Source organism: Paraburkholderia nodosa (assembly GCF_001718195.1).
Taxonomy (GTDB): domain Bacteria; phylum Pseudomonadota; class Gammaproteobacteria; order Burkholderiales; family Burkholderiaceae; genus Paraburkholderia; species Paraburkholderia nodosa_A.
In genome coordinates, this window is record NZ_MCNV01000006.1 from 114994 (window position 1) to 136131 (window position 21138).

Here is a 21138-nt window from a genome sequence, read left to right on the forward strand (position 1 = left end):
CTGGGGGGGTGCCTGGTCGCTCGCCGCGCGGCACCTCAAGGGTGGGCCTCGCCGAGTGCGCTCGCCAGATCGACGAGCAGCTCGGGGTCCACCGGTTTTTCGATCCAGCCGGTCGCGCCTGCGTCGCGTACGGCTGCCTTGAAGCCTTCGTCCGATTCCGTGGTCAACACGAGGATGGGCGTTTCGAAGTACGAAGGATTCGCCCTCAACTGCTTGATCAGGTCGAGCCCGCCCATGCGCGGCATGTAAAGGTCGGTAAGCACGAGATCGAAGCGCTGGGCGAGCGCATGCTCGAGCCCTTCTTCGCCGTCGCTCGCCACCGTCACCTCGTAGCCTGCCGAGCCGAGCGCCGCCTGCAGGATCTCCCGCATGGACACCGAATCGTCGATCGCCAGAATGTTCCTGATCATCCGTTCCTCGTTGTCATTGCGCTGCCGGCGCGACGGCCGGGGCGACCGCCGGCCCCACCGGCGCCACCGTGGTCGCCACCTTCGGCGCGATCGCGACCGGCGCCGGCGCCGCCCGGCCCATGCCGGCGTCCGGCGTGAGCGCGGGCAGGCTCTTGCCCGAACCCGCTGCGTCGTCGGAGAGCGTGGTGGTGGTCGAGTCGTCGTGCATGAGCGCGTCTTCGGACTTCTTGTTCAATACGATGATGCTGATGCGGCGGTTCTCCGGGTCGAGCGGATCGGCCTTGTTCAGGTTCTGCGTGGAAGCGAGACCGAGCACGCGCAACACCTTCGATTCGTCCATGCCGCCCGCGATCAGCTCGCGGCGCGATGCGTTCGCGCGGTCGGCGGAAAGCTCCCAGTTGCTATAGCCCTTGTCGCCGCCGGCGTAGGGCACGGCGTCGGTGTGGCCCTGCACGACGATGCGGTTGGGCACGTCGTTGAGCGTCTTGCCGATCGCCTGCAGGATGTCGCGCATGTACGGCTCGACCACGTCGCGCGCGGTGGCGAACATCGGGCGCTTCTGCGAGTCGACGATCTCGATGCGCAGGCCCTGCAGCGTGGAGTCGATGCGGATCTGCTGCTTGAACTGGCGCAGCACCGGGTTCGCCTCGATCGCCGCCATCAGCTTGACTTGCAGGTCGTGCAGGCGCACCTGCTCCTTGCGTTCGAGCGAGCCTTCGAGCTGCTTCGTGGCGTCGTCGTCGTTGTGCTTCGACTGGTTGCGCTCCGAGCGCTCGGTCGCGCCGTCGCTGCGGCGCGTGACGCCCTGGTCCTGCGACGAGATGTCACGGCCGCCGCCCTTCAGGATGCTCGAGTCTTCCGCGCTGCGGTCGCCGCCCCAGAGCGTGATCTTCATCGGCTGGTTGAAGTAGTCGGCGATGCCCTTCAACTGCACCGTCGAAGCCGACGAAAGCAGCCACATCAGCAGAAAGAACGCCATCATCGCGGTCATGAAGTCCGCGTAGGCGAGCTTCCACGCGCCGCCATGATGGCCGGCCTTCTTCGGCGCGGCGCGCTTGACGACGATTGCGCGGTCCTTGTTGTTGCTCATGGGCCGTCCCTTACTTCGCCTTCACGCGGCGCACGTGCTCTTCGAGTTCCGTGAACGACGGACGCTCGGTCGAGAACAGCACCTTGCGGCCGAACTCCACGGCAATCGCCGGCGCGTAGCCATTCAGGCTCGCGAGGATCGTGACCTTGATGCACTGGAACATCTTGGTCGACTCGGTCACGCGCTGCTCCGCGAGGCTCGAGAGCGGGCCGATGAGACCGTACGAAAGCAGAATGCCGAGGAAGGTGCCGACCAGCGCCTGGGCGATCATCTCGCCGAGCACTGCGGGCGGCTTGTCGGCGGACGCCATGGTGTGAACCACGCCCATCACCGCCGCGACGATACCGAACGCCGGCATCGCGTCGCCCACCTTCGCGAGCGCGTGGGCAGGCGCCTCGCCTTCGGCGTGGTGCGTTTCGATTTCCTCGTCCATGAGGCTTTCGATCTCGAAGGCGTTCATGTTGCCGCCCACCATGAGACGCAGGTAGTCGGTGAGGAATTCGACGATGTGGTGGTCGGCCAGGATCTTCGGATACTGCGTGAAGATCGGGCTCTTCTGCGGATCGTCGATATCCGCTTCGAGCGTGAGCGTGCCTTCCTTTCGCGCCTTCGCGAGCAGGACATAGAGCAGCGCGAGCAGCTCCATGTACACGTCCTTGTTGTATTTGGCGCCCTTGAACAGCGTGGGAAGCACGCGCAAGGTGGCCTTGATGGTCTTGATGCCGTTGCCGAGGATGAACGCGCCGACGCCAGCACCACCGATCATGAGCAGTTCCATCGGCTGCATGAGTGCAGCCAGATGGCCGCCCTCGAGTGCGTAGCCGCCGAAGACGCAAAGGATCGTCAAGAGGGTTCCAACGATAATCAGCACTGCCGGGTCCTCACTAGAAATGCGCCGCGAACCGCCGTCGGCCCGCGCCCTTAGCTGGGTTTACGGCAACGGCGCGAAAAACTTTGGGTTTGAATGGGCGCGGATCGTAAGCCGGCCGGGCGTCTGCCGTCTGCTCGACGTCGACATGCCGGATGAATCTGGGGCCGGTTCGCAAAGCCGCGCGGGAAGGGATTGCAATTCGTGTCTATGACTGCGTGTGACGATGCGGCGTGCTTGCGGCACGCGCCTTCCGGCGAAGCCGCAGGGGCCTCTGCGCCGGGACGGGCCGGGTTTATCCGGAGTCCCGGCCTGCATGGAGTGCGGCAAACCGCATCGATCAGGGACAAGCGGCGTTGATCTGCCTCAAGCGGCGATCTGCGACGCAAGCGCGTTGCGCCGTGTGCGCCCCGCCCGCGAGGGCGGCTGGCACAGCCCGCAGACGAAGCCACGCTGCGGGTCGTGCGCGTGAGCGACGTAGCGGCCGCCGCAACGGCTGCATGGCGTCATCTGCAGGAGGCCCGAGGTGAAATAGCGCACGAGCGTCCAGGCGCGCGTGAGGCTCAGCGCGGGCGTTTCGTCATGCAGCCGCAGGTGCTCGAGATAGAGCCGGTAGCTCTTCACGATCGCGTGGATCGGCTCGCAGCGCGCGTGGCGGCTCATGAACATGAACGTGTTGTAGAACAGCGAGGAATGGACGTTGGGCTGCCAGGTCATGAACCAGTCGGTCGAAAACGGCAGCATGCCCTTGGGCGGCGACTCGCCCTTCACTTCCTTGTAAAGCCGGATGAGCCGGTCGCGCGAGAGCGAGGTCTCCGCTTCGAGCAGTTGCAAACGCGCGCCCAGTTCGATCAGCTCGATTGCGAGCGCGATCTCTTTTACCTCCTGCACCACACTCTTTGTCGCCATAGACACCCGTTGGAAGCCGCAATGGAATGCGCCTGGCCCCTGCCGCCGTTCGCGGGCAGCAAGGGTGCAATGCGCCGCAGCGCGCTGCGGCGCTGGGCGAAGCGGTTCAGCCGATCTGTTCGACGTCCTGGCCCGCCATGATGATCGCCGAGTGCGTCAGCGCGGTTTTGCCCTTGTCGGCAAGCGCGCTCAGGATGGCGTGGTCGTCGAACCGGAAGCGGCAAAGCAGCTGGTTCGATGCGGCAAGGCGTACGGTCTGCGCGAAAGTGAGATTAGCGAGCACCTCGGCAGACTGCTCGGAGATGCCCATACGGAACATGCCCGTCGGCTTGTCCTCGCGCAAAAGACGTTGCGCGAGCAACAGATACGACAGGTTCACTTCCTTGATCTCATTGAGCATGTCGCTGTGCGTCGTCGCGCTCATGGATTCCCCCGAATCAAATCGCAGCGGCTGGTCAGACCGCCCGCGGAAAACGTTTGCTCGCCCAGATACAACCCAAGTGCATCCGAACGGCCTGTTTATGGTCGTGGGTCCATTGTGGCTGGGGCGGGAACAAATGGAAATCGGACGGATGCCGCGACGCGTTGCGAGAAAAAGTTTCGCAAACGTGTAGGAATTTTTCTGACAAAGAGGCGGGAGCAGCGGCGGGAGGCGGGGCGCGTCATGTCGTGCGCATAGGCCGCGGATTTATCGGTTAATTATAGGCTTTTTCATGGATGCGTCACGCGTGCGTGCTATTCGATGCGCGCGCGTCACTCGCGCCCTGCCTTTTGACCCTTGTTCCGGCGCAGCGGGCACGCGGCTTGCGCAATGCGCGCCCAAGCCGCGTCACGCTTTGCAATGGCCTCTTACACCTGCTGTATCCCGCTGTAACAACTTTAAGCGTTTGCAAAACCGCGTGTGTCGGGCCGCGAAATGGCCATAATCGGTCTCAGGGATAACCCGATACCGTTGTACCGCCGCAGTGCCGCATCACAGAGTTCGTTGCACACGCGGCTTTTTTGCCAGGAGATCGAACAATGCGAATCGCACAAATTGCGCCACTTTATGAAGCCGTTCCGCCCAAGCTTTATGGCGGCACCGAGCGCGTCGTGTCCTACCTGACCGAAGCGCTGGTCGACCTCGGCCACGACGTGACGCTGTTCGCCAGCGGCGATTCGGTCACCTCGGCAAACCTCGAAGCCGCCTGGCCGCGCGCACTGCGCCTGGACCCCACGATCCGCGACGCGCTGGCGCCGCACATGGTGCTGCTCGAGCGCGTGCGCCGCGTCGCGCACGAATTCGACGTGCTGCACTTCCACCTCGACTATCTGCCGTTCCCGCTTTTCACGACCATGGACACGCCGTTCGTGACGACGCTCCACGGCCGCCTCGACCTGCCGGAGCTGCAACCGGTATTCGAGCAGTTCCCGAACGCACCGGTCATCTCGATTTCGGACTCGCAGCGCCAGCCGTTGCCGCAGGCCGCGTGGCAGAACACGATCTATCACGGACTGCCAAAGAACCTGCTCACGCCGCAAGCTGACCGCAAGCCCGAGTACCTGGCGTTCCTCGGCCGGATCTGCCCGGAAAAGCGTGTGGACACGGCGATCAAGATCGCCGCGCTCTCCGGCCTGCCGCTGAAGATCGCCGCCAAGGTCGACAAGGTCGACCAGGACTACTTCAAGACCGAGATCGAGCCGCTGCTTTCGCAGGCCCACGTGGAGTTCGTCGGCGAGATCAACGAAGAGCAGAAGCCCGCGTTCCTTTCGGGTGCGAAAGCGCTGCTGTTCCCGATCGACTGGTCCGAGCCATTCGGCCTAGTGATGATCGAGGCGATGGCCTGCGGCACGCCGGTGATCGCCTTCAATCGCGGTTCGGTGCCGGAAGTGATCGACCCGGGCGTGACGGGCTATGTCGTCGAGGACGTGCAAGGCGCCGTGGCCGCGCTCCAGAGTATCGATTCGCTTTCGCGCGTGGCGATTCGCAACCAGTTCGAACACCGCTTTACGTCGCACATCATGGCCGGCAATTATGTCGACACTTATACGGCGCTGATCGAAGCCGCACAGCGTCCGGTACTGCGTCGCGTCGCCGCCGGTTGAGTGCGAAGCATTCCAGATTTCGCGATAAATCCAGACGAATGCGCGACGTGAATCGTTTGCGAGTCGCTGAATAGCGCCATTACGCGTTGATTACAGAAGACTCACAAAAAAGAGCCGCATGAAACATGCGGCTCTTTTTGCATTTTCGGCTACACCGCTATGACGGCCGGGCTGTTCCCCGGCGGCATGCGTCAGGCGATCAGGTAGCGTTCGCGGTTCTTGCCCGCGATCCACTTGGGCGGCTTGCCGCGGCCGCTCCAGGTCGCGCCGGACTTGGGGTCCTGATAGCGCGCGGGCAGCGGCGCCTTTTTCGGCGGACGCCCGCGGCGCGCGGCCTCGGCAAAGCCCAGGTCCTGGGCGGAAAGGCCGTATTCGGCGATCTTTTCCCGGATCGTGGCGATGACGTCCGCGATCTCCGTGCGCCGCGCCTCTTCGGCCTGAGCCTGGAGTTTTGCGATCTGCGCCTTGATCTCTGTATATTGCGACATTTCTATTCCCCCTTCATTGCTCTTGAAACCTGCTCTTGAAACCGGCTCGATCGGAGATTAGACGTAAATAACGGAATTCGCAATCGCTATTAATACTGCCTTTTTACGCTATTCTTCAATTTAACGATCGACCGGCTCCAGCGCAATTGCGTACACATCGATCGTAATAATTCGATCAATTACGTCGAAATTGACAATCCTTGACAGCATCGAAAAGGGCGACTGCCTAGAATCTGGCATTTCCCGGTGCCGGTGCTTTACGCGGCGCCTTCAAAAATCGACTTTTCGAGGTGTCACGCAATGCACTTATCCAGGCGGCTCATCGCCGAACTGATCGGCACTTTCTGGCTCGTTCTGGGCGGCTGCGGCAGCGCGGTGCTCGCGGCCAACTTCGCCGGGCCGGTTCACGGACTCGGGATCGGGTTCGTGGGCGTGTCGCTCGCCTTTGGCCTGACCGTGCTCACCATGGCCTACGCCATCGGCCACATTTCGGGCTGCCATCTGAATCCCGCCGTGAGCGTGGGCCTGACCGTGGCGGGCCGCTTCCCGGCGCGCGACCTCGTGCCCTATATCGCCGCGCAGGTGGTGGGCGCGGTGATCGGCGCTTTCGTGCTTGCGCTCATCGCGACGGGCAAGCCCGGCTTCGACCTCGTCGCGAGCGGCTTCGCGACCAACGGTTACGGCGAGCAGTCGCCGGGACACTACGCCATGGGCGCCGCGTTCGTGTGCGAAGCGGTCATGACCGCGGTCTTCCTGTTCGTCATTCTCGGCGCAACCGACAAGCGCGCACCCGCAGGCTTCGCGCCGATCGCCATCGGCCTGTGCCTCACGCTGATTCATCTGATCTCGATTCCTGTCACCAATACCTCGGTGAATCCGGCACGCTCGACCGGCCCCGCGCTGTTCGTGGGCGGCGAGGCGATCTCGCAGCTGTGGCTGTTCTGGGTCGCGCCGATCGTCGGCGCAGTGATCGCAGGCATCGTGTACCCGGCGGTGGCGGGGCGGGGCGAAGCGGTGGCGGCGGTCGGCGCGCGCGAGACGGCTTGACGGCCTCTGACGCGCGCTGACACGTCCGCGCGGCCCGAGCCGCGCCGCATTGCGACACGTTCTCCGTGCAGTTGCAAACGGGCGCTTCGGCGCCCGTTTGTCTTGCTGAGCGCGGGGCGCTCCGGGTGCGCTGCTGGCCGGGCCCGTGACGGCTGCGCTGCTAGAATCGGGCGACCTTCCCATTGTCTTGCGACCTGGAGCATCACGCCCAGCATGAAGCGCTCACGCCCCCGGCCAGGCCGGATCGCCTCGACGCTCGCCGCCGCGCTGAGCGCACTGCTATGCGCCTGCGCGCCGCTGCCACACGCCAACGGAGCCGCTAACGCCGGCGAGACAGCGAAGACGAATGCGAGCAGCGCGCCAGCCGCGCGCAACGTCGAAACGCTCATCTTCGTGAGGCACGGTGAAAAGCCGCCAGAGGGATTCGGCCAGCTCAACTGCAAGGGGCTGAACCGCGCGCTTGCGCTGCCGGCCGTGATCGCGGCCAAGTACGGCAAGCCCGATGCGATCTACGCGCCCGACCCCGGCGAGCAAAAGGAAGACAACGGCCATGCCTACAACTACGTGCGCCCGCTCGCGACGATCGAGCCGACCGCGATCCAGTTCGGCATGCCGGTCCAGACGCCGTATGGCTATTCGAAGATCGACGCGCTGCAAAGCGCACTCGTCGATCCGCAGTGGCGCGGCCGCACCGTGCTCGTTGCATGGGAGCATCGGGAAATCGAGACGCTCGTACGCCGCGTCGTCACCGCGCACGGCGGCAGCGCGAACGACGTACCGCGCTGGGAGAGCGCGGACTTCGACAGCATTTACGTGGTGCGTATCGACTGGAGCGGCGGCGCCGCGCGCGCGCGTTTCTCGCACGAGCGCGAGGGCCTCGACGGTCGCGCGGACGACTGCCCGTGCGCGCAACTGCCCGCCGCGCAGTAATCGTCCCGCGGTTACCGTTCGAATGGAATCGAGGTGGTGGCGGCGCTAGCGACCGCGCCCGCGTGAATTACGACGCGAGTTCGTCGTTGAGCGCGAACAGCTTGCGAAGATGATGCGCGACACCGGCTTCGAAGTTGTTGCCGATGCGCGGCACCCGAGGCAGCCGCTTGATGAGATCGGGATTGGCGTTGTTCATCATGAACGGATGACCCGCCGTTTCGAGCAGGTCGATATCGTTCATGTTGTCGCCGAACGCGACGCAACCCGCGGCGTCCACGCCGAGCCGGTCGAGTACGACGCGCAGCGCGCGGCCCTTCGAAACGCCGGCCACCATCACTTCGAGACAATCGGGCAGGGAATAGGTGACGTAGAGCGCGTCGCCGAACTCGCGCGCGAGATTCTGCGCGACGTGCGCGAGATCTGCCGGATCGCCGATATAGAGCGCCTTGGCGATGCCTGCGCCCGCGTAATCGCGCAGATCCGCCACGCGGTACTCGAAGCCCGAGTCCTGGTGATACGCGAGCAGTTCGGGCGCGTCGCGGTCGATGAGCCAGGCGTCGTCGGTATAGATGCTCACGATCACGCGGCCGTGCTCGCCCACGGTGTCGGCGGCGACCAGACGCTCGACCATGGGCGCGCTCAGATTGCTCGCGTGGATCAGTGTGTCGTCGGGTGCGTGCACGCGCGCGCCGTTCGCGGTGATGAGATATGGCCGGATGCCGAGCACGTCGCGAATACCGGCCACGTCGCAATAGTGGCGGCCGGTCGCGATTACGAACGGCAGCCCCTGCGCATCGAGTGCGCCCAGCGTGGCAACCGTGAACGGATCGACCTGATGGTCGCTATTGAGCAGCGTTCCGTCGAGATCGGTTGCAATGACCTTGTACATGGTGATCAGACAGCTAGCGGGAAACGTTGAATCGTAGCATCTGCGGCACGGCTATGCCCTTGACCTACGTTCGCGCCCTTTCTCGCTTGCCGCTCAGTTGTCCGCAGCAGCGCGCGCCAGCCGCTGGGCCTCCATCTGCGCGAGGCGAAGCGCGCCGGACGTGGAATCGGCGAGCGGCGCGCGCAGGCGATCGCGCACCGCTTGCGGCACCCACTCGCGCAGCGGTTGCCCAAGGCCGCCCGAGAGCGCCGCCGGCAGCTCGCCCGAAGGATCGAGCGCGGTGATGAGTTTCGCGATTTCCACGCCAGCTTCGGCGAGCAGCTTAGCGACGAACGGATGTTCGCGATGCGCGAGGACGACCGGTGCGAGGCTGGCGTAAGCTGTCTGGTTGGCCGCGCACTGCCATACGATGAGACTGTCGCGATCGGTGGCCCGCGCGTGTGCGAGGAGGGCCCGTGCGAAGTCGTCCATGGGCACGCGTGCATCGAGCGCCTGCTGCGCCCAGACGATCGCGCGCAGGCCGAACCACGCGCCACTCGCTTCGTCGCCCGAGGGAAAGCCGAAACCGCCCGCAATGCGGCACTGACCGTCCTCACCAAGCACCGCTGCGATGCTGCCCGTGCCGAGGGCGACCACCACGCCCGGCGCGCCGCCGTGCGCGCCCAGCAGTGTCGTGTAGGCGTCGCTTTCCACCGCGAGTCCGGCCACGGGGGGAGCGGCAGCGAGAAACGGCGCGAGCCAGTCGGGGTTGTTCACGCCCGCGAGCCCGCAGCCAAGCACGCATTGCGACCAGTCGAACGCAAGCCCCGCGTGCGCAAACGCCGCGCGGCAGCCCTCCTCGATCGATTGCCAGGCCCGCGCGATACCGAGCCCGAGCCCCGACGGCCCCGCAGCCGCGCGCGCGAGTTCGACGCCGTTCGCGTCGCCAAGCGCGATGCGCGTGCCCGTGCCGCCGCCGTCCACGCCAATCAACCAGGTGTATTTCCGCATGATGTCCGCCGCGCCTCGCGCGCCTGTGAGTCCGGTTCGAAAGCCAAAATTCTTGTCGTGCCGCAGAGACTAACGGCTTCCCCGGGTTCGCACAATCGGCCATCCGGCCAGGGTGGCGGCGCTGCACCGATCCGCTATGCTTGCGTGGCTCGAACGATGTCTCGCAAGGAGAACTTACCGTGACACACCGCTGCAACTGGGTATCGGCAGGCGCGTCGCCGCAGTATGTGCAATACCACGACGAGGAGTGGGGCGTGCCGTCGCGGGACGACCAGCATCTGTTCGAAATGATCGTGCTCGAAGGCGCGCAGGCAGGGCTCTCGTGGTCCACGATACTCAACAAGCGCGAAGGCTATCGCCGCGCCTTCGCCGACTTCGACATCGAGAAGGTTGCGCGCTTTACGCCCAAACACGTCGAAACGCTCATGCAGGACGCCTCGATCGTGCGCAACCGGGCCAAGATCGAGGCCGCCATCGCCAACGCCCGCGCCGTGCAGCAAATCCAGACGGAGCACGGCTCGCTCGCGAAGTTTGTCTGGTCGTTCGTGAACGACACGCCCATCCAGAACGACCTTGCCTCGTATCGCGACGCACCAGCGTCTACCGAAGTCTCGGACGCCCTTAGCAAGGCGCTCAAAAAATACGGCTGCAAATTCGTTGGTACGACGATCTGCTACGCGTTCATGCAGGCTGTCGGCATGGTCAACGACCATGAGCGCGACTGCATGTGCCGCAAGGCCTGCGCTGCGCTTGGCAAAAAGAAGCGCCGCGCCTGAGCGCAGTGACACTTGCGCGACTCGGGTAACCCCCGAGCGAGGCAGGACGCGCCTTGGAAACCTTCGTCCCGCATGGCTTTGTGGCACGCCGGCGCGACTGCGCCCGGCACTGGCCAACCCAATTTTTGATCGCTACGGTGCGCCACCCCACGGTTTTCCGCTGGCGTGCCGTTATAACGGGAAGTGAATGCAGACGCGTCAGGGGAACGGTGAGTGATGTCGGCTGGAAGGCCGGCGGCGCCGCATTAGAAGGGAATTAACCTGTGCCCGGCAGCTGGGCAACAGGGGGTTGAAATGAAAAACGTCCACTTCCTGAGTCATCAGGAAATCTTCGACCGCGCGGTGGCCCATCTCTTTGGCTAGGGGCGCGCGGCACTTCTCCCACGCGGAGGCGGCGCCTACCGGGGCGGTGGCTGTGGCGGCGGCTCCGGCAGCGCGCACAGCTATGGCGGTTGCCCGGTCGGCAGCTTCATCCGGCCACGCGACTATATGAGCGCCATGGAAGGCATACCCGTGCGCTACCTCGGCCGTGAGACGAACGACGTGCCGCTCTATATGGATGTGGGCGTCGCCGCGCTGAAGAAGGCGCTGCTGCGCGCCCATATCAACATATACGACCCCGCCACGATCACTCTGCTGAGTTGCCTGCAGAACGTGCACGACGTGTTTGGCGTGTGGGAATGGCGCGAACGCCTTTGTTCGATTGCCGCGCAGTTCGGCTTGTCGCCCGCGCAGCTGAAGAACGCTGCCTGAAATCGGCCGGCACGCGCAACACGCGCCGCGCATCGGCGCGTAGTTTCTAAGCGCAAATACGCACAAACGCAAACGGCGGCGCAGCTTCTTTCGAAGCATGCGCCGCCGTCTGGCGGAACACCGAAAAGCGAAAAAGCTTAGTGGAGCTTTTTCGGCAGCATCTGGCTGCGCAGGCGCTTGTGCAGGCGCTTAACAGCAGCTGCCTTCTTGCGCTTGCGAACTGCCGTCGGCTTTTCGTAAGCTTGACGCTCACGCAGCTCGGCGATCAGGCCGTTCTTTTCGATCGCACGGCGGAAGCGGCGAATCGCCACTTCGAACGGCTCGTTTTCCTTCAGAAGAATCGTCGTCATGTATTTCCTAACTCAAATCGCTTAATACGGTTCAAAGGCGCGAGCGTCAAAGCCGCTCACGCGCCGGCCCTCCGGTCGTTCGCCACGCTGGGGCCGAACGAGAGGCAAGGCGGCCACGGAGGCCGGAAAAGAGAAGTAGGGGGTTCACAGCGGAACGCGATCAGGTCGACCTTGCTGCAACACACCTGACCGCCGGTTTGCGGCCGCCAACAGTAACGAACACGGCAACAAAACAGGCAAAGATCTCAATTCACTCCCAATGATATCAGGAAAAGATCCGCCTGACCAGGGTTTCTTGAGTCTACTCAGGGACTTGCGCGGCTTGCCGCGGCCGCCGCGCCCGCCCTGTCGATTAGGACACCTGGGTTAATGCCTTTGCCGTCAGGCGCTCGCGTCGTTGAGCGCCTGGATGTCGGCCGGATCGAGCTTCAGCCGTACCGCCGCCGCAAGGCTCTCCAACTGATCCAGCGAAGTCGCGCTCGCGATCGGCGCGGTAATGCTCGGGCGCGCGATCAGCCACGCCAGCGCAACTGCCGCGAGCGTGCTGCCGTGACGCTCAGCCACATAGTCGAGCGCCGCGAGGATCCGGATGCCGCGGTGGTCGAGGTACTTTTCGACGCGCGAGCCGCGCGTGCTCTTCGCGAGATCCTCGCGCGAACGGTACTTGCCCGAGAGAAAGCCGCTCGCGAGGCTGTAATAGGGCACGACCGCGAGCTTCTGCGCCATGGCCACCGGTTCGAGATCGGCCTCGTAATGGGCGCGGTCGTACAGGTTGTATTCGGGCTGAATGATCTGGTACGCGGGCAGGCCGGATTTCGTCGCAACCGCGAGCGCCTCCTCGACGCGCGCGCCCGTGTAGTTCGACGCGCCGATCACCCGCACCTTGCCGGCCTCGATCAGCCGTTGGTACGCACCGAGCGTTTCCTCGAGCGGGACTTTCTGGTCGTCCTCGTGCGAGAAGTACACGTCGATGTAGTCAGTCTGCAGACGACGCAGCGAATCCTCCACGGCAGCCGCGATGTTGGCGGCGGAAAGTCCCGGGCGGCGTGCATCTTTTGCGACCTTCGTTGCGATCACCACCTTGTCGCGCTTGCCGCTTTTGGCGATCCACTTGCCGATGATCGTCTCCGATTCGCCGCCCTGGTTGCCGGGCACCCACGCGGAATACACATCGGCGGTGTCGATGAAGTTGAGGCCGGCGTCGGTGAAGGCGTCGAGTATCGAAAACGAGGTGGCTTCGTCTGCGGTCCAGCCGAAGACGTTGCCGCCGAACATGAGCGGGGCGACCTGCAACGAGGAATTGCCGATCCTGCGTAGTTCCATGGGGCCTCCAGAAAAAAGGGCGGACGGGAATCGCTGAGGATACGCCGCCTCGCGGCGCGCTGCAGCGGGCAAGGGCGCGCAGCCGCGGGAGTGCCTTGGCGCCCTGCACTAAACCACGCGCGATACCTGCCGTAAACACGCTTGCAAACTGCAAGACGCAGAAATGCGTGAGGGAAGCGGGAAGCACGAAGCGCGGCGCAACCGGATTTTTTATGCACCGCGCAAATGAGGTCTCGATTGTCGGTGCTTCCCCTCAAGTTTTTTTTACCCACGCCGACAACCTTCACTGAGGCGGCCAGCAATGAAAGATTGCACCCGCCGCGGCCATAGTGGCTTGTAACGGGCTTTCAGCCCGCTTAGGAGAATTTCCATGCTCGGAATTAACAGCAACATCAACTCGCTCGTCGCGCAACAGAACCTGACGGGCTCGGGCAGCGCGCTGTCGCAAGCGATCACGCGCCTGTCGTCGGGTAAGCGCATCAACAGCGCAGCTGACGATGCAGCAGGCCTCGCGATTTCGAACATCATGCAGACCCAGATCAACGGTCTGAATCAGGGCGTGTCGAACTCGAACGATGGCGTTTCGCTGGTTCAAACGGCATCGAGCGGTCTCTCGTCGCTGACGAGCAGCCTGCAACGTATCCGCCAGCTGGCTACGCAAGCGGCCAACGGCTCGATGACCTCGGACGACCGCGCAGCGCTGCAGAAGGAAGTCAACCAGCAAGTCTCGGAAATCAACCGTATCGCTTCGCAAACGACGTACAACGGCATGAACGTGCTGAACGGCACGCTCGGTAACGTGTCGTTCCAGGTCGGTGCCAACGTCGGTCAGACGATCAGCCTGAGCCTGTCGCAAAACATGTCGGCTGCTTCGATCGGCAGCGGTGTGCCGCAAGCTGGCCAGACGCTCGGCACGTTCAGCGGCCTGAGCTTGGATTCGGCCGGCGCTTCGGTCGCTGCCTCGGCTGCAACGGTCACGTCGATCAACGTCGTCTCCGACGGCAGCGGCGGCTTCACGTTCACGGACCAGAACAACCAGGCACTGAGCAACACGGCAGTCGGCGCGCTGTTCACGGCCACGGGCGCTTCGGGCACCAGCGGCAACGCCATCCAGGGCTCGGGCGGTGCGGTTTCGCTCAGCATTGCCGCCGCCTTCAATACGGCTGTCGGCTCGGCCGGCTCCGCTGCTGTTGCAACGGTGGACGCTCAAGTCAACTCCTACAACGTGCCGACGGACGTTGCTAACGTCAACATCAGCACGGCAAGTGGCGCAAGCATGGCCATGGAGTCGATCGACAACGCACTGAACACGCTGAACAACCTGCAGGCAACGCTCGGCGCAGCGCAAAACCGCTTCACGGCAATCGGCACGACGCAGCAAGCTCAGTCGACCGACCTGTCGACCGCCCAGTCGTCGATCCAGGACGCCAACTTCGCGGAAGAAACGGCGAACCTGAGCAAGGCGCAAGTGCTGCAGCAAGCCGGCATCTCGGTGCTCGCACAAGCGAACTCGCAGCCGCAGCAGATCCTGAAGCTCCTCCAGTAATACGAGCTTCTCTAGCACAAGCGTTGCGCGCCCGGCAGCAATACCCGTGAGCGCAACGCAAGCCAATCGGGAGGATCACCTCCCGATTGGCGTTTTGCAGACTTGAACCGATTCACACTGCAACGCCGACGCACGGAGCCCCTTCATGTCCACCGTATCCAGTTCGACAGCCAGCACGATCGCAAGTAGCGTCGCCGCTACAACCGCAGCGAGCAACGCCGCTTTGCAGCAAGCCGCCCAGTCGATCGTCAGCGGCTCGACCGGCAACTCGTCGATGGACGTGAACTCGCTCGTCACCGCGCTCGTCAATGCCAAGACTGCCGGCCAGGCCGCGACGATCAGCGCCGAGCAGACGCAAGACAACACCGAGATTTCCGCGTACGGCGCGCTTTCCGCCGCGCTCTCCGCGCTTCAGGCAGGCCTCTCGCCGCTTTCGGACGGCACGACCCTCAATGCATTCAGCACGACGCTCAGCGGCACCGGCATTACGGCCACCGCAGGCAGCGGCGCGGCAGCCGGGTCCTATTCCATTGACCTGAAGCAGGTGGCGCAGGCTCAGGTGCTCACCTCGACAGGCTACGGCGCAACCACGGCGCTCGTCGGATCGGGGGGCTCCGCCACGATGACGCTGACCGTCAACGGCGCCAGCACAACGATCTCGCTCAACAGCTCGAACAGCACGGTTGCAGGCATTGCGTCGGCGATCAACTCGGCCACCAACAACCCGGGCGTGACGGCATCGGTCGTCAACGGCGCCGACGGCGCGCACCTCGTACTGCACTCGACGTCGACCGGTTCGCAGAACGGCATCAGCATCGCGATCAGCGACTCGAATTCCAGCGACGCAGTGAACAATCTCGCCGTGACGACCACGGCGGGTACGGCGATCACGAGCTCCAGCGCGACTTCGGCCAACCTCACCGCCAACCAGTCGACGATCTCCAACACGACCACGTGGACGCAGTCCACGGCCGCACAGGACGCCTATTTCGCGATCGACGGCACGGGCGCGACTAGCTCGACGAACACGGTGACCTCCGCGCTTTCCGGCGTCACGCTGAACCTGACCGCATCGGCAGTCGATACGTCGAGCACGGGCAGCGGCGCACAAACGCTCACGGTCGCGCAGAACACGAGCGCGGAATCCAGCGCGATCAACAATTTCGTCACGCTCTACAACACGCTCGTGACGACGATGGCCGCGCTCACGTCGTTCAGCTCGACCTCGACCTCGCAAGGCGTGCTGCTCGGCGACTCGACGCTGAACATGATTCAGAACCAGCTTGCGACGATCGTGGCGACGGGTGTGAAGAGCGGCAGCACGACGACCAGTCTCGCTTCGATCGGCGTCACGCTGAATTCGGACGGCTCGCTCTCGGTCGACAGTAGTACGCTGAACACCGCACTGCAGAACAATCAGTCGACCGTGGCCGCGCTGTTCAATTCGACCAACGGCGTCGCCGCCCAGTTGAACAACAACATCACGAGCTATTCGTCGAGCACGGGCGTCATCACGACTCGTACCAACTCGATCCAGACTGACCTGACGAACCTCTCGACACAGCAGTCGAATCTCGCCGAGTACCAGTCGCAGCTCACCAGCATGTACACCGCCCAGTTCACCGCGCTCAACACGCTGATGGCGACGATGAACAGCAACCAGCAGTACCTCACGCAGCTCTTCGGCGGCACCAACAGTGCAGGCGCGCTGGCCACCAACAAGAGCTAAGTGCATCCAGCAGGAGAGACGACATGGAATTCGGGGCGCCCATCGATCGCATCTGGCAGATCACGAAAGACATCGAGCAGGCGGCAGCCGTCGGCGAATGGGAAAAGGCGGCCGAGCTCGCGAACGAGCGCTCGCCGCTTCTCATGTCGCTCTCCGCGAAGCAAACGGGCGCCGCGCTCGACGTGCTCAAACAGGTTCATGCGGTCGATACACGTGTCGCAGCAGCGGCGGAGTCGGCCCAAAGCACGCTCAGCGCCGAGTACCGTTCCGCCATGCAGGCAACGCGCAATGTGAACCTGTATCAGCGCGTTGCGCAGTTCTGAAGTACGGACTTTGCAGCGCGTCCAGGAATAACAAGCAACCATTGCGCCCTCGAAGGCGCATTCGCACATTTCGGCCCGCCTCGCGCGGGCTTTTCTTTTGCGCGCCCCTCTTGGGCATAGCTCAGGCAGCAACGGCCTTCAACTGACCCCATCTACGCCCTTCGTTCGCACCACCGAATTGGCGGGCGTTTTGACGTCAACTCGGCAATTCGTCCCGAGTGCGCGCGCTCGATAATTGCCTTACCTCTGCTAACTGCGGCGCAAGCACGCCTTCGTCATGACCGCTTTCCCAACTCCGACCGAAACCACCGCGCTCGCCCCTCAATCGCAAATGGGGAACGACATCCAGCTCGTCATGGAAGCCGGGATCGAGCACCATCGCAAGCAGGAATACGACGAAGCCGAAGCGCTCTACGCCATCGTGCTGGAAGCGGATAGCGATCATGTCGACGCCAACTACCACATTGGCGTGCTGTACATGCAAACGGACCGGCCAGCCGAGGCCGTGCCGCACTTCGAAGCGGTGCTCGGCCATACGCCGAACTTCGCGCAACTCTGGGTCTACTACTTCAACGCCCTCACCGCCAGCAACCAGTTCGAGGCCGCGCGGATGGCGCTCGACGTGGCGCGCCAATGCGGTGTTCCCGGCGATGCCATCGAGACGTTGAAGGCTCGTCTGCCCCAGCCTGACGCCGCAGCGACGCCGGCGCCGTCCACTGAACCTTCGCGGGTGGCCGCGGCGGAGGCTCCCGAAGCCGCGCCGCCGCAGAAGACCTCGGACACGCCCGCAGCGATAGTCGACCCGCGCCGCGCAAGCATGACGGAGCTGCGCCAGTTTGCCGATCTGTTCAACGGCGGAAAAACAGAGGCCGCGCTGAAGCTTGCCCGTCGCTTGACGGAGCAAAACCCTGCGCACGGCGAATGCTGGCTGACGCTCACGCACGCCCTGCAGCGCGCAGGCAAGTACGCGGAGTCTGTGATGTCGGCCGAGCGCGCCACCGGCCTGATGCCCAACAGCCTCCCCGCCCAGACGATGCTGGCCGACGCGCTGCATATCACACGCCAGCACCAGCGAGCCATCTTGCACTGCATCCAGGCTCTCGAAAAGCATCCCGAGAGTGCAGCCCTGCATCGCACATTGGGTGCCGCCCTTCAGGCAACGGGCCGCGCCGGCGAGGGCATCGCCCAGATGCGCCGCGCCGTTGAACTGGAGCCGAACAATGCTCTCGAACTCGACGCGCTTGCCAATGCGCTGAACGAGGATGGCCAGTACGACGAAGCGGAAAGCGCCTTTCGTAAGGCGCTCGCACTCGCGCCCATGCAGGCGGCCACACACAGCAACATGCTGTTCTGCCTGATGCACAAGACTGATCTCGATGCAGAAAGCGCCTTTGCAGAGTTCTGCGAGTACGGGAAGCGCCAGGAAGCTTCCCTGCGTGCACACTGGCCGAAGCACCCCAACGATCGCAATCCGTCGCGGCGCCTGCGGATCGGCTTCGTTTCGGGCGACCTGATCAATCACCCGGTTGCCTACTTCTTCCAGTCGATCGTGGAGCATCTGGCCCGCGACACGAGCCTGTCGCTGCACGTCTATTCGAACTACGTGGTCACCGACGCGTTCACGAAGACGATCCGGGAGCACGCGCAAGCGTGGCACGAAATCTTCGGCATGACCGACGCAGCGGTCGCGCAAAAAATGCGCGACGACGGCATCGATATCATGATCGATCTGTCCGGCCATACCGGCCGTAACCGTCTCGTGGCCCTCGCGCACAAGCCCGCGCCCATCCAGGTGAGCTGGATCGGCAATCCGGCCACGACCGGCCTGACGGCCATCGACTATTACATGTCGGACCGGTTCGTCACACCGCTCGAACAGTTCGCCAGCCGTTTCTCGGAAAAGCTCGTGTTCCTGCCGGCTCTCGCGCCGTTCAAGCCGTACGCGCAAGCGCCGGATGTTAACGAGCTGCCCGCCTTGAAAAACGGCTACCTGACCTTCGGCAGCTTCAGCCGTCTGGTCAAGATCGGGCCGGAAGTCGTGGCGCTCTGGGCACGCGTGCTGCGCGAGATACCGACTTCGCGCATGCTCATTGGCGCGATCACGTCGATCGAACAGATGAACAGAGTGGCCAAACTGTTCGCGAGCGAAGGCGTGGACGTGAGCCGCATCAGCTTCATGCAGCGCAAGGGCACCGATGTCTACCTGCAACAGCACCAGCAGGTCGACGTCTGTCTCGACGCGTTCCCATTCGCCGGTTCGACCACGACCATGCACGCCCTGTGGATGGGCGTGCCCACCATGACGCTGCCCGGCGTTTCGATGGCGAGCCGGGGCAGCACGGGATGGCTCTCGCACCTCGGGCTCGACGAGGCCTTCGTCGCGAACGACAAGGACGACTTTGTGAGCAAGTGCGTCGCGCTCGCCAGCGACATCGAGGCACTCGCAACGGTGCGCCGCGAGTTGCGCCAGCACTGCATGCAGTCGCCCATCATCAGCGCAAGCACGATCGCCAACGCCGTATCGCGTGCGCTGCGAACCATGTGGCAGCGCTGGTGCGACGGACTTGCGCCGGAGCATTTCGAGGTCCTGGCGCAGCCGCAGGATGCTTCGGCGGAACCGGTTGCGGAACCTGTGCGCGAGCAGCAACAACCGGGTATTGCGCCAACAGCCGGCTCGATCACGTCGATCGACGCGGTGACCGGCATCCCCGCAGCGACGAAACCGATTCGTATCATCTGCGGCACCCGCCGCACCCGTGAGCAGTTCTCGAATGAAACGGCGCTTGGCCAGTCGCTAAAGCTCTACGCCCAACTGCCTAACATCGAACTCCAGCTGTTCGACAACAACACGCGCGGGCTGTCCAGCATCTACAACGCGGCGATCGAAGAGGCGAAGCAGCGTCCGGCGATCCTCGTATTCGTTCACGACGACGTCTGGCTCAACGACTTCTTCTGGACCGAGCGCATCCGCGAATCCCTCGCCCGTTTCGAGGTGGTGGGGCTCGCCGGCAACCTGCGCCGCGCGCCGCGCCAGCCCGCATGGGCCTTCGCGACGCCCGATCTGCAGTGGGACGAGCGCAAGTATCTGAGCGGAACCGTCGGCCACGGCAAGGGCTTTCCGTGCAACATCGCGTCGACCTTCGGGCCTTCCGGACAGGAATGCAAGCTTCTCGACGGTCTGCTGCTGATTGCGGATAGCGAAGTGCTCGCGAAGAGCGGCCTGCATTTCGACGAGCAGTTCAAGTTCCACTTCTACGACATGGACTTCTGTCGCCAGGCGGAACTCAAGGGGCTGCGCATGGGCACCTGGCCGATTTCGGTCGTGCACGAAAGCGGCGGCGCGTTCGGCACGCCGAGCTGGCGCGAAGGCTACGAAAACTATCTGCGCAAATACGGCGATTGAGGCCGTTCTCCCAACAGCCAGGCGACGCTCCGGCGTCGCCTGCTGGCAAGCAATAAACGGCGCGTCGGGTAGCGGCACAGCCCTGACGGCCGAATCGGCGCAGCGCTCGTCTTGCGCTGCACGTCCCTCGTCCAGCAGATCGCAGGGCGCCCAACGAGACGCTGTTCATCAAGCATCTCACGCCCTGTGGATTCCTCAAACACACGCAACGCAGACAGTTTGGTTGTCCGTCGAGAAGTCGGGGCGCAGCTTTCGATCGCACCTGAGCCCGGCGAACAAGGCGTCGGGTCGAGGACCCAAACACCGGCTCTGTCGGCACGCATTGATCGACGCAGGTTTCGGTATGGACTACCGATTATCGTTTCGTGAGTGCGTGGCGGCAAAATCGCAGCGCAAGATGCGCGCAGCCTGCTCACATCGCTTCGAACAAAAAAATAGCCTGCTCACGGGATAGTCCCGGAGCAGGCTATGGTTCGTCCCGTGACACTCAGGTCACAGCGAACAGAACGTCCTGCGGTAACAGCGGTGACTTGTCGATCGCCTGCAGTGCACGAATCTTTTCACGCGAGACGACCTGCGGATCGACCCACCAATCCTCGAACGGAATCGGATTCGGCGAGACGGGCGGGAACAGCACGGACACGTCTCGCGCGACGAGTTCATAGCCATGGCGAAGCAGAATATCGCGGCTCTCGCTGCGGGCACGAAAATCGCCCGAATACGCATCGGTTTCGAATGTGATCACTGAAAACCGGTAGCGATCCAGCGGCAACTTTTTCAGCACTTGCAGCGTGTTGTAGCTCGGATCGATGTCGAGCTGCAGGTAATCGATTCGTTGCGTGTCTTTACCGAACCATGCAGGCAATGCCTTCGCATAATCGAGTGCGAGCGCATCTGCGAGCACGAGCGTGTGGTCGGGACGGTCCTTGAGCCAGCTACCGAAGAACGCCGGATCGAACTCGATCGACACGCCTTGCCAACTGTAAAGGAGGGCCAGCAACGCGGTGTTGTTGTTCGACAGCGGATAATTCGCGCCGACTTCCAGATAACGGCCGTTCGTACGGCCATCCAGCATCGACAGCACGAAGATGTCCTGCCAAGCCTGCGAAGCATTGCGATTGAGCGTGCCAGCACCCGCGAACGGGAAGCGCAAATGCTGCTGCATCTGCGGCTGCCACGTCCACGCGTGCCGCAATGACTGAATATCCATAGAGATGGCGTCTTGCATG

Annotated in this window: 19 protein-coding genes and 1 pseudogene; 9 read left to right on the forward strand and 11 right to left on the reverse strand. The window is 63.6% G+C overall.

Annotation, left to right across the window (positions count from 1 at the left end; genetic code table 11):
• Positions 1-35: 35 nt before the first annotated feature.
• The 5 genes from BFD71_RS13225 to flhD form a co-directional block, all read right to left on the reverse strand.
• On the reverse strand, positions 36-410 hold the full coding sequence (locus BFD71_RS13225; RefSeq protein WP_069264375.1) for a response regulator: 375 nt from the start codon (positions 408-410) through the stop codon (positions 36-38).
• A gap of 13 nt (positions 411-423) precedes the next feature.
• Positions 424-1500, reverse strand: a complete 1077-nt coding sequence (gene motB, locus BFD71_RS13230) for a flagellar motor protein MotB (RefSeq protein WP_069264376.1) — start codon at positions 1498-1500, stop codon at positions 424-426.
• A gap of 10 nt (positions 1501-1510) precedes the next feature.
• A complete protein-coding gene (gene motA / locus BFD71_RS13235) occupies positions 1511-2371 on the reverse strand; it encodes a flagellar motor stator protein MotA (protein ID WP_042265911.1) in 861 nt (286 codons plus the stop codon).
• A gap of 363 nt (positions 2372-2734) precedes the next feature.
• Positions 2735-3277 carry a flagellar transcriptional regulator FlhC gene (gene flhC / locus BFD71_RS13240; protein ID WP_069264379.1) on the reverse strand — a complete coding sequence of 181 codons (543 nt, stop codon included), beginning with the start codon at positions 3275-3277 and terminating at the stop codon, positions 2735-2737.
• Positions 3278-3383: 106 nt separating this feature from the next.
• Positions 3384-3701: a flagellar transcriptional regulator FlhD gene (gene flhD, locus BFD71_RS13245; RefSeq protein ID WP_069264381.1), complete on the reverse strand. Its 318-nt coding sequence runs from the start codon at positions 3699-3701 to the stop codon at positions 3384-3386.
• 596 nt (positions 3702-4297) lie between these two features.
• Here flhD and BFD71_RS13250 point away from each other — a divergent pair.
• Positions 4298-5362, forward strand: a complete 1065-nt coding sequence (locus BFD71_RS13250; RefSeq protein ID WP_069264383.1) for a glycosyltransferase family 4 protein — start codon at positions 4298-4300, stop codon at positions 5360-5362.
• A gap of 191 nt (positions 5363-5553) precedes the next feature.
• Here the strand turns inward: BFD71_RS13250 and BFD71_RS13255 are convergent, their stop codons facing one another.
• The gene (locus BFD71_RS13255; RefSeq protein ID WP_028203342.1) at positions 5554-5850 is read right to left on the reverse strand and encodes an H-NS histone family protein; all 297 of its coding nucleotides are present in this window, start codon (positions 5848-5850) and stop codon (positions 5554-5556) included.
• 300 nt (positions 5851-6150) lie between these two features.
• Between BFD71_RS13255 and aqpZ the strand changes: the two genes are divergently transcribed.
• Both aqpZ and BFD71_RS13265 read left to right on the forward strand, forming a co-directional pair.
• Complete coding sequence (aqpZ, locus tag BFD71_RS13260) at positions 6151-6897, forward strand: aquaporin Z (protein WP_069264385.1); 747 nt, start codon at positions 6151-6153, stop codon at positions 6895-6897.
• A gap of 213 nt (positions 6898-7110) precedes the next feature.
• Positions 7111-7827 carry a histidine phosphatase family protein gene (locus tag BFD71_RS13265; RefSeq protein ID WP_069264387.1) on the forward strand — a complete coding sequence of 239 codons (717 nt, stop codon included), beginning with the start codon at positions 7111-7113 and terminating at the stop codon, positions 7825-7827.
• A gap of 67 nt (positions 7828-7894) precedes the next feature.
• Here the strand turns inward: BFD71_RS13265 and BFD71_RS13270 are convergent, their stop codons facing one another.
• Positions 7895-8716 carry a Cof-type HAD-IIB family hydrolase gene (locus BFD71_RS13270; RefSeq protein WP_069264389.1) on the reverse strand — a complete coding sequence of 274 codons (822 nt, stop codon included), beginning with the start codon at positions 8714-8716 and terminating at the stop codon, positions 7895-7897.
• 93 nt (positions 8717-8809) lie between these two features.
• A complete protein-coding gene (locus tag BFD71_RS13275) occupies positions 8810-9706 on the reverse strand; it encodes a BadF/BadG/BcrA/BcrD ATPase family protein (protein WP_069264390.1) in 897 nt (298 codons plus the stop codon).
• 179 nt (positions 9707-9885) lie between these two features.
• On the opposite strand from BFD71_RS13275, the gene BFD71_RS13280 reads away from it, so the two are divergent.
• Positions 9886-10482, forward strand: a complete 597-nt coding sequence (locus tag BFD71_RS13280) for a DNA-3-methyladenine glycosylase I (RefSeq protein ID WP_069264392.1) — start codon at positions 9886-9888, stop codon at positions 10480-10482.
• Between the two features lie 294 nt (positions 10483-10776).
• Positions 10777-11235 (forward strand): annotated as a pseudogene (locus BFD71_RS13285) (hypothetical protein).
• Positions 11236-11372: 137 nt separating this feature from the next.
• Here BFD71_RS13285 and rpsU read toward each other — a convergent pair.
• Together rpsU and BFD71_RS13295 are read right to left on the reverse strand one after the other, a co-directional pair.
• Positions 11373-11585, reverse strand: coding sequence for a 30S ribosomal protein S21 (rpsU, locus tag BFD71_RS13290; protein ID WP_004198205.1), 213 nt, complete (start codon positions 11583-11585; stop codon positions 11373-11375).
• Positions 11586-11966: 381 nt separating this feature from the next.
• On the reverse strand, positions 11967-12908 hold the full coding sequence (locus BFD71_RS13295; RefSeq protein WP_069264394.1) for an aldo/keto reductase: 942 nt from the start codon (positions 12906-12908) through the stop codon (positions 11967-11969).
• Between the two features lie 370 nt (positions 12909-13278).
• On the opposite strand from BFD71_RS13295, the gene BFD71_RS13300 reads away from it, so the two are divergent.
• The 4 genes from BFD71_RS13300 to BFD71_RS13315 all read left to right on the forward strand — a co-directional run bounded on the left by BFD71_RS13300 (position 13279) and on the right by BFD71_RS13315 (position 19909).
• On the forward strand, positions 13279-14454 hold the full coding sequence (locus tag BFD71_RS13300; RefSeq protein ID WP_069264396.1) for a flagellin: 1176 nt from the start codon (positions 13279-13281) through the stop codon (positions 14452-14454).
• 145 nt (positions 14455-14599) lie between these two features.
• Positions 14600-16183, forward strand: a complete 1584-nt coding sequence (gene fliD, locus BFD71_RS13305; protein WP_069264398.1) for a flagellar filament capping protein FliD — start codon at positions 14600-14602, stop codon at positions 16181-16183.
• A 23-nt stretch (positions 16184-16206) separates the two neighbouring features.
• Positions 16207-16506, forward strand: coding sequence for a flagellar protein FliT (gene fliT, locus BFD71_RS13310; RefSeq protein WP_069264400.1), 300 nt, complete (start codon positions 16207-16209; stop codon positions 16504-16506).
• A gap of 277 nt (positions 16507-16783) precedes the next feature.
• Positions 16784-19909, forward strand: a complete 3126-nt coding sequence (locus BFD71_RS13315) for an O-linked N-acetylglucosamine transferase family protein (protein ID WP_083245234.1) — start codon at positions 16784-16786, stop codon at positions 19907-19909.
• Positions 19910-20396: 487 nt separating this feature from the next.
• Here the strand turns inward: BFD71_RS13315 and BFD71_RS13320 are convergent, their stop codons facing one another.
• Positions 20397-21137, reverse strand: coding sequence for a hypothetical protein (locus BFD71_RS13320; protein WP_069264403.1), 741 nt, complete (start codon positions 21135-21137; stop codon positions 20397-20399).
• Position 21138 lies beyond the last annotated feature (1 nt).

What these genes read in the sequence shown, in the direction of transcription:
- rpsU (WP_004198205.1), bottom strand. Translation starts at nt 11,585, where the DNA reads ATGACGACGATTCTTCTGAAGGAAAACGAGCCGTTCGAAGTGGCGATT.
- BFD71_RS13275 (WP_069264390.1), bottom strand. Translation starts at nt 9,706, where the DNA reads ATGCGGAAATACACCTGGTTGATTGGCGTGGACGGCGGCGGCACGGGC.
- fliT (WP_069264400.1), top strand. Translation starts at nt 16,207, where the DNA reads ATGGAATTCGGGGCGCCCATCGATCGCATCTGGCAGATCACGAAAGAC.
- BFD71_RS13265 (WP_069264387.1), top strand. Translation starts at nt 7,111, where the DNA reads ATGAAGCGCTCACGCCCCCGGCCAGGCCGGATCGCCTCGACGCTCGCC.
- flhC (WP_069264379.1), bottom strand. Translation starts at nt 3,277, where the DNA reads ATGGCGACAAAGAGTGTGGTGCAGGAGGTAAAAGAGATCGCGCTCGCA.
- BFD71_RS13315 (WP_083245234.1), top strand. Translation starts at nt 16,784, where the DNA reads ATGACCGCTTTCCCAACTCCGACCGAAACCACCGCGCTCGCCCCTCAA.
- BFD71_RS13250 (WP_069264383.1), top strand. Translation starts at nt 4,298, where the DNA reads ATGCGAATCGCACAAATTGCGCCACTTTATGAAGCCGTTCCGCCCAAG.
- aqpZ (WP_069264385.1), top strand. Translation starts at nt 6,151, where the DNA reads ATGCACTTATCCAGGCGGCTCATCGCCGAACTGATCGGCACTTTCTGG.
- BFD71_RS13225 (WP_069264375.1), bottom strand. Translation starts at nt 410, where the DNA reads ATGATCAGGAACATTCTGGCGATCGACGATTCGGTGTCCATGCGGGAG.
- BFD71_RS13300 (WP_069264396.1), top strand. Translation starts at nt 13,279, where the DNA reads ATGCTCGGAATTAACAGCAACATCAACTCGCTCGTCGCGCAACAGAAC.
- motB (WP_069264376.1), bottom strand. Translation starts at nt 1,500, where the DNA reads ATGAGCAACAACAAGGACCGCGCAATCGTCGTCAAGCGCGCCGCGCCG.
- BFD71_RS13255 (WP_028203342.1), bottom strand. Translation starts at nt 5,850, where the DNA reads ATGTCGCAATATACAGAGATCAAGGCGCAGATCGCAAAACTCCAGGCT.
- fliD (WP_069264398.1), top strand. Translation starts at nt 14,600, where the DNA reads ATGTCCACCGTATCCAGTTCGACAGCCAGCACGATCGCAAGTAGCGTC.
- flhD (WP_069264381.1), bottom strand. Translation starts at nt 3,701, where the DNA reads ATGAGCGCGACGACGCACAGCGACATGCTCAATGAGATCAAGGAAGTG.
- BFD71_RS13320 (WP_069264403.1), bottom strand. Translation starts at nt 21,137, where the DNA reads ATGCAAGACGCCATCTCTATGGATATTCAGTCATTGCGGCACGCGTGG.
- BFD71_RS13295 (WP_069264394.1), bottom strand. Translation starts at nt 12,908, where the DNA reads ATGGAACTACGCAGGATCGGCAATTCCTCGTTGCAGGTCGCCCCGCTC.
- BFD71_RS13270 (WP_069264389.1), bottom strand. Translation starts at nt 8,716, where the DNA reads ATGTACAAGGTCATTGCAACCGATCTCGACGGAACGCTGCTCAATAGC.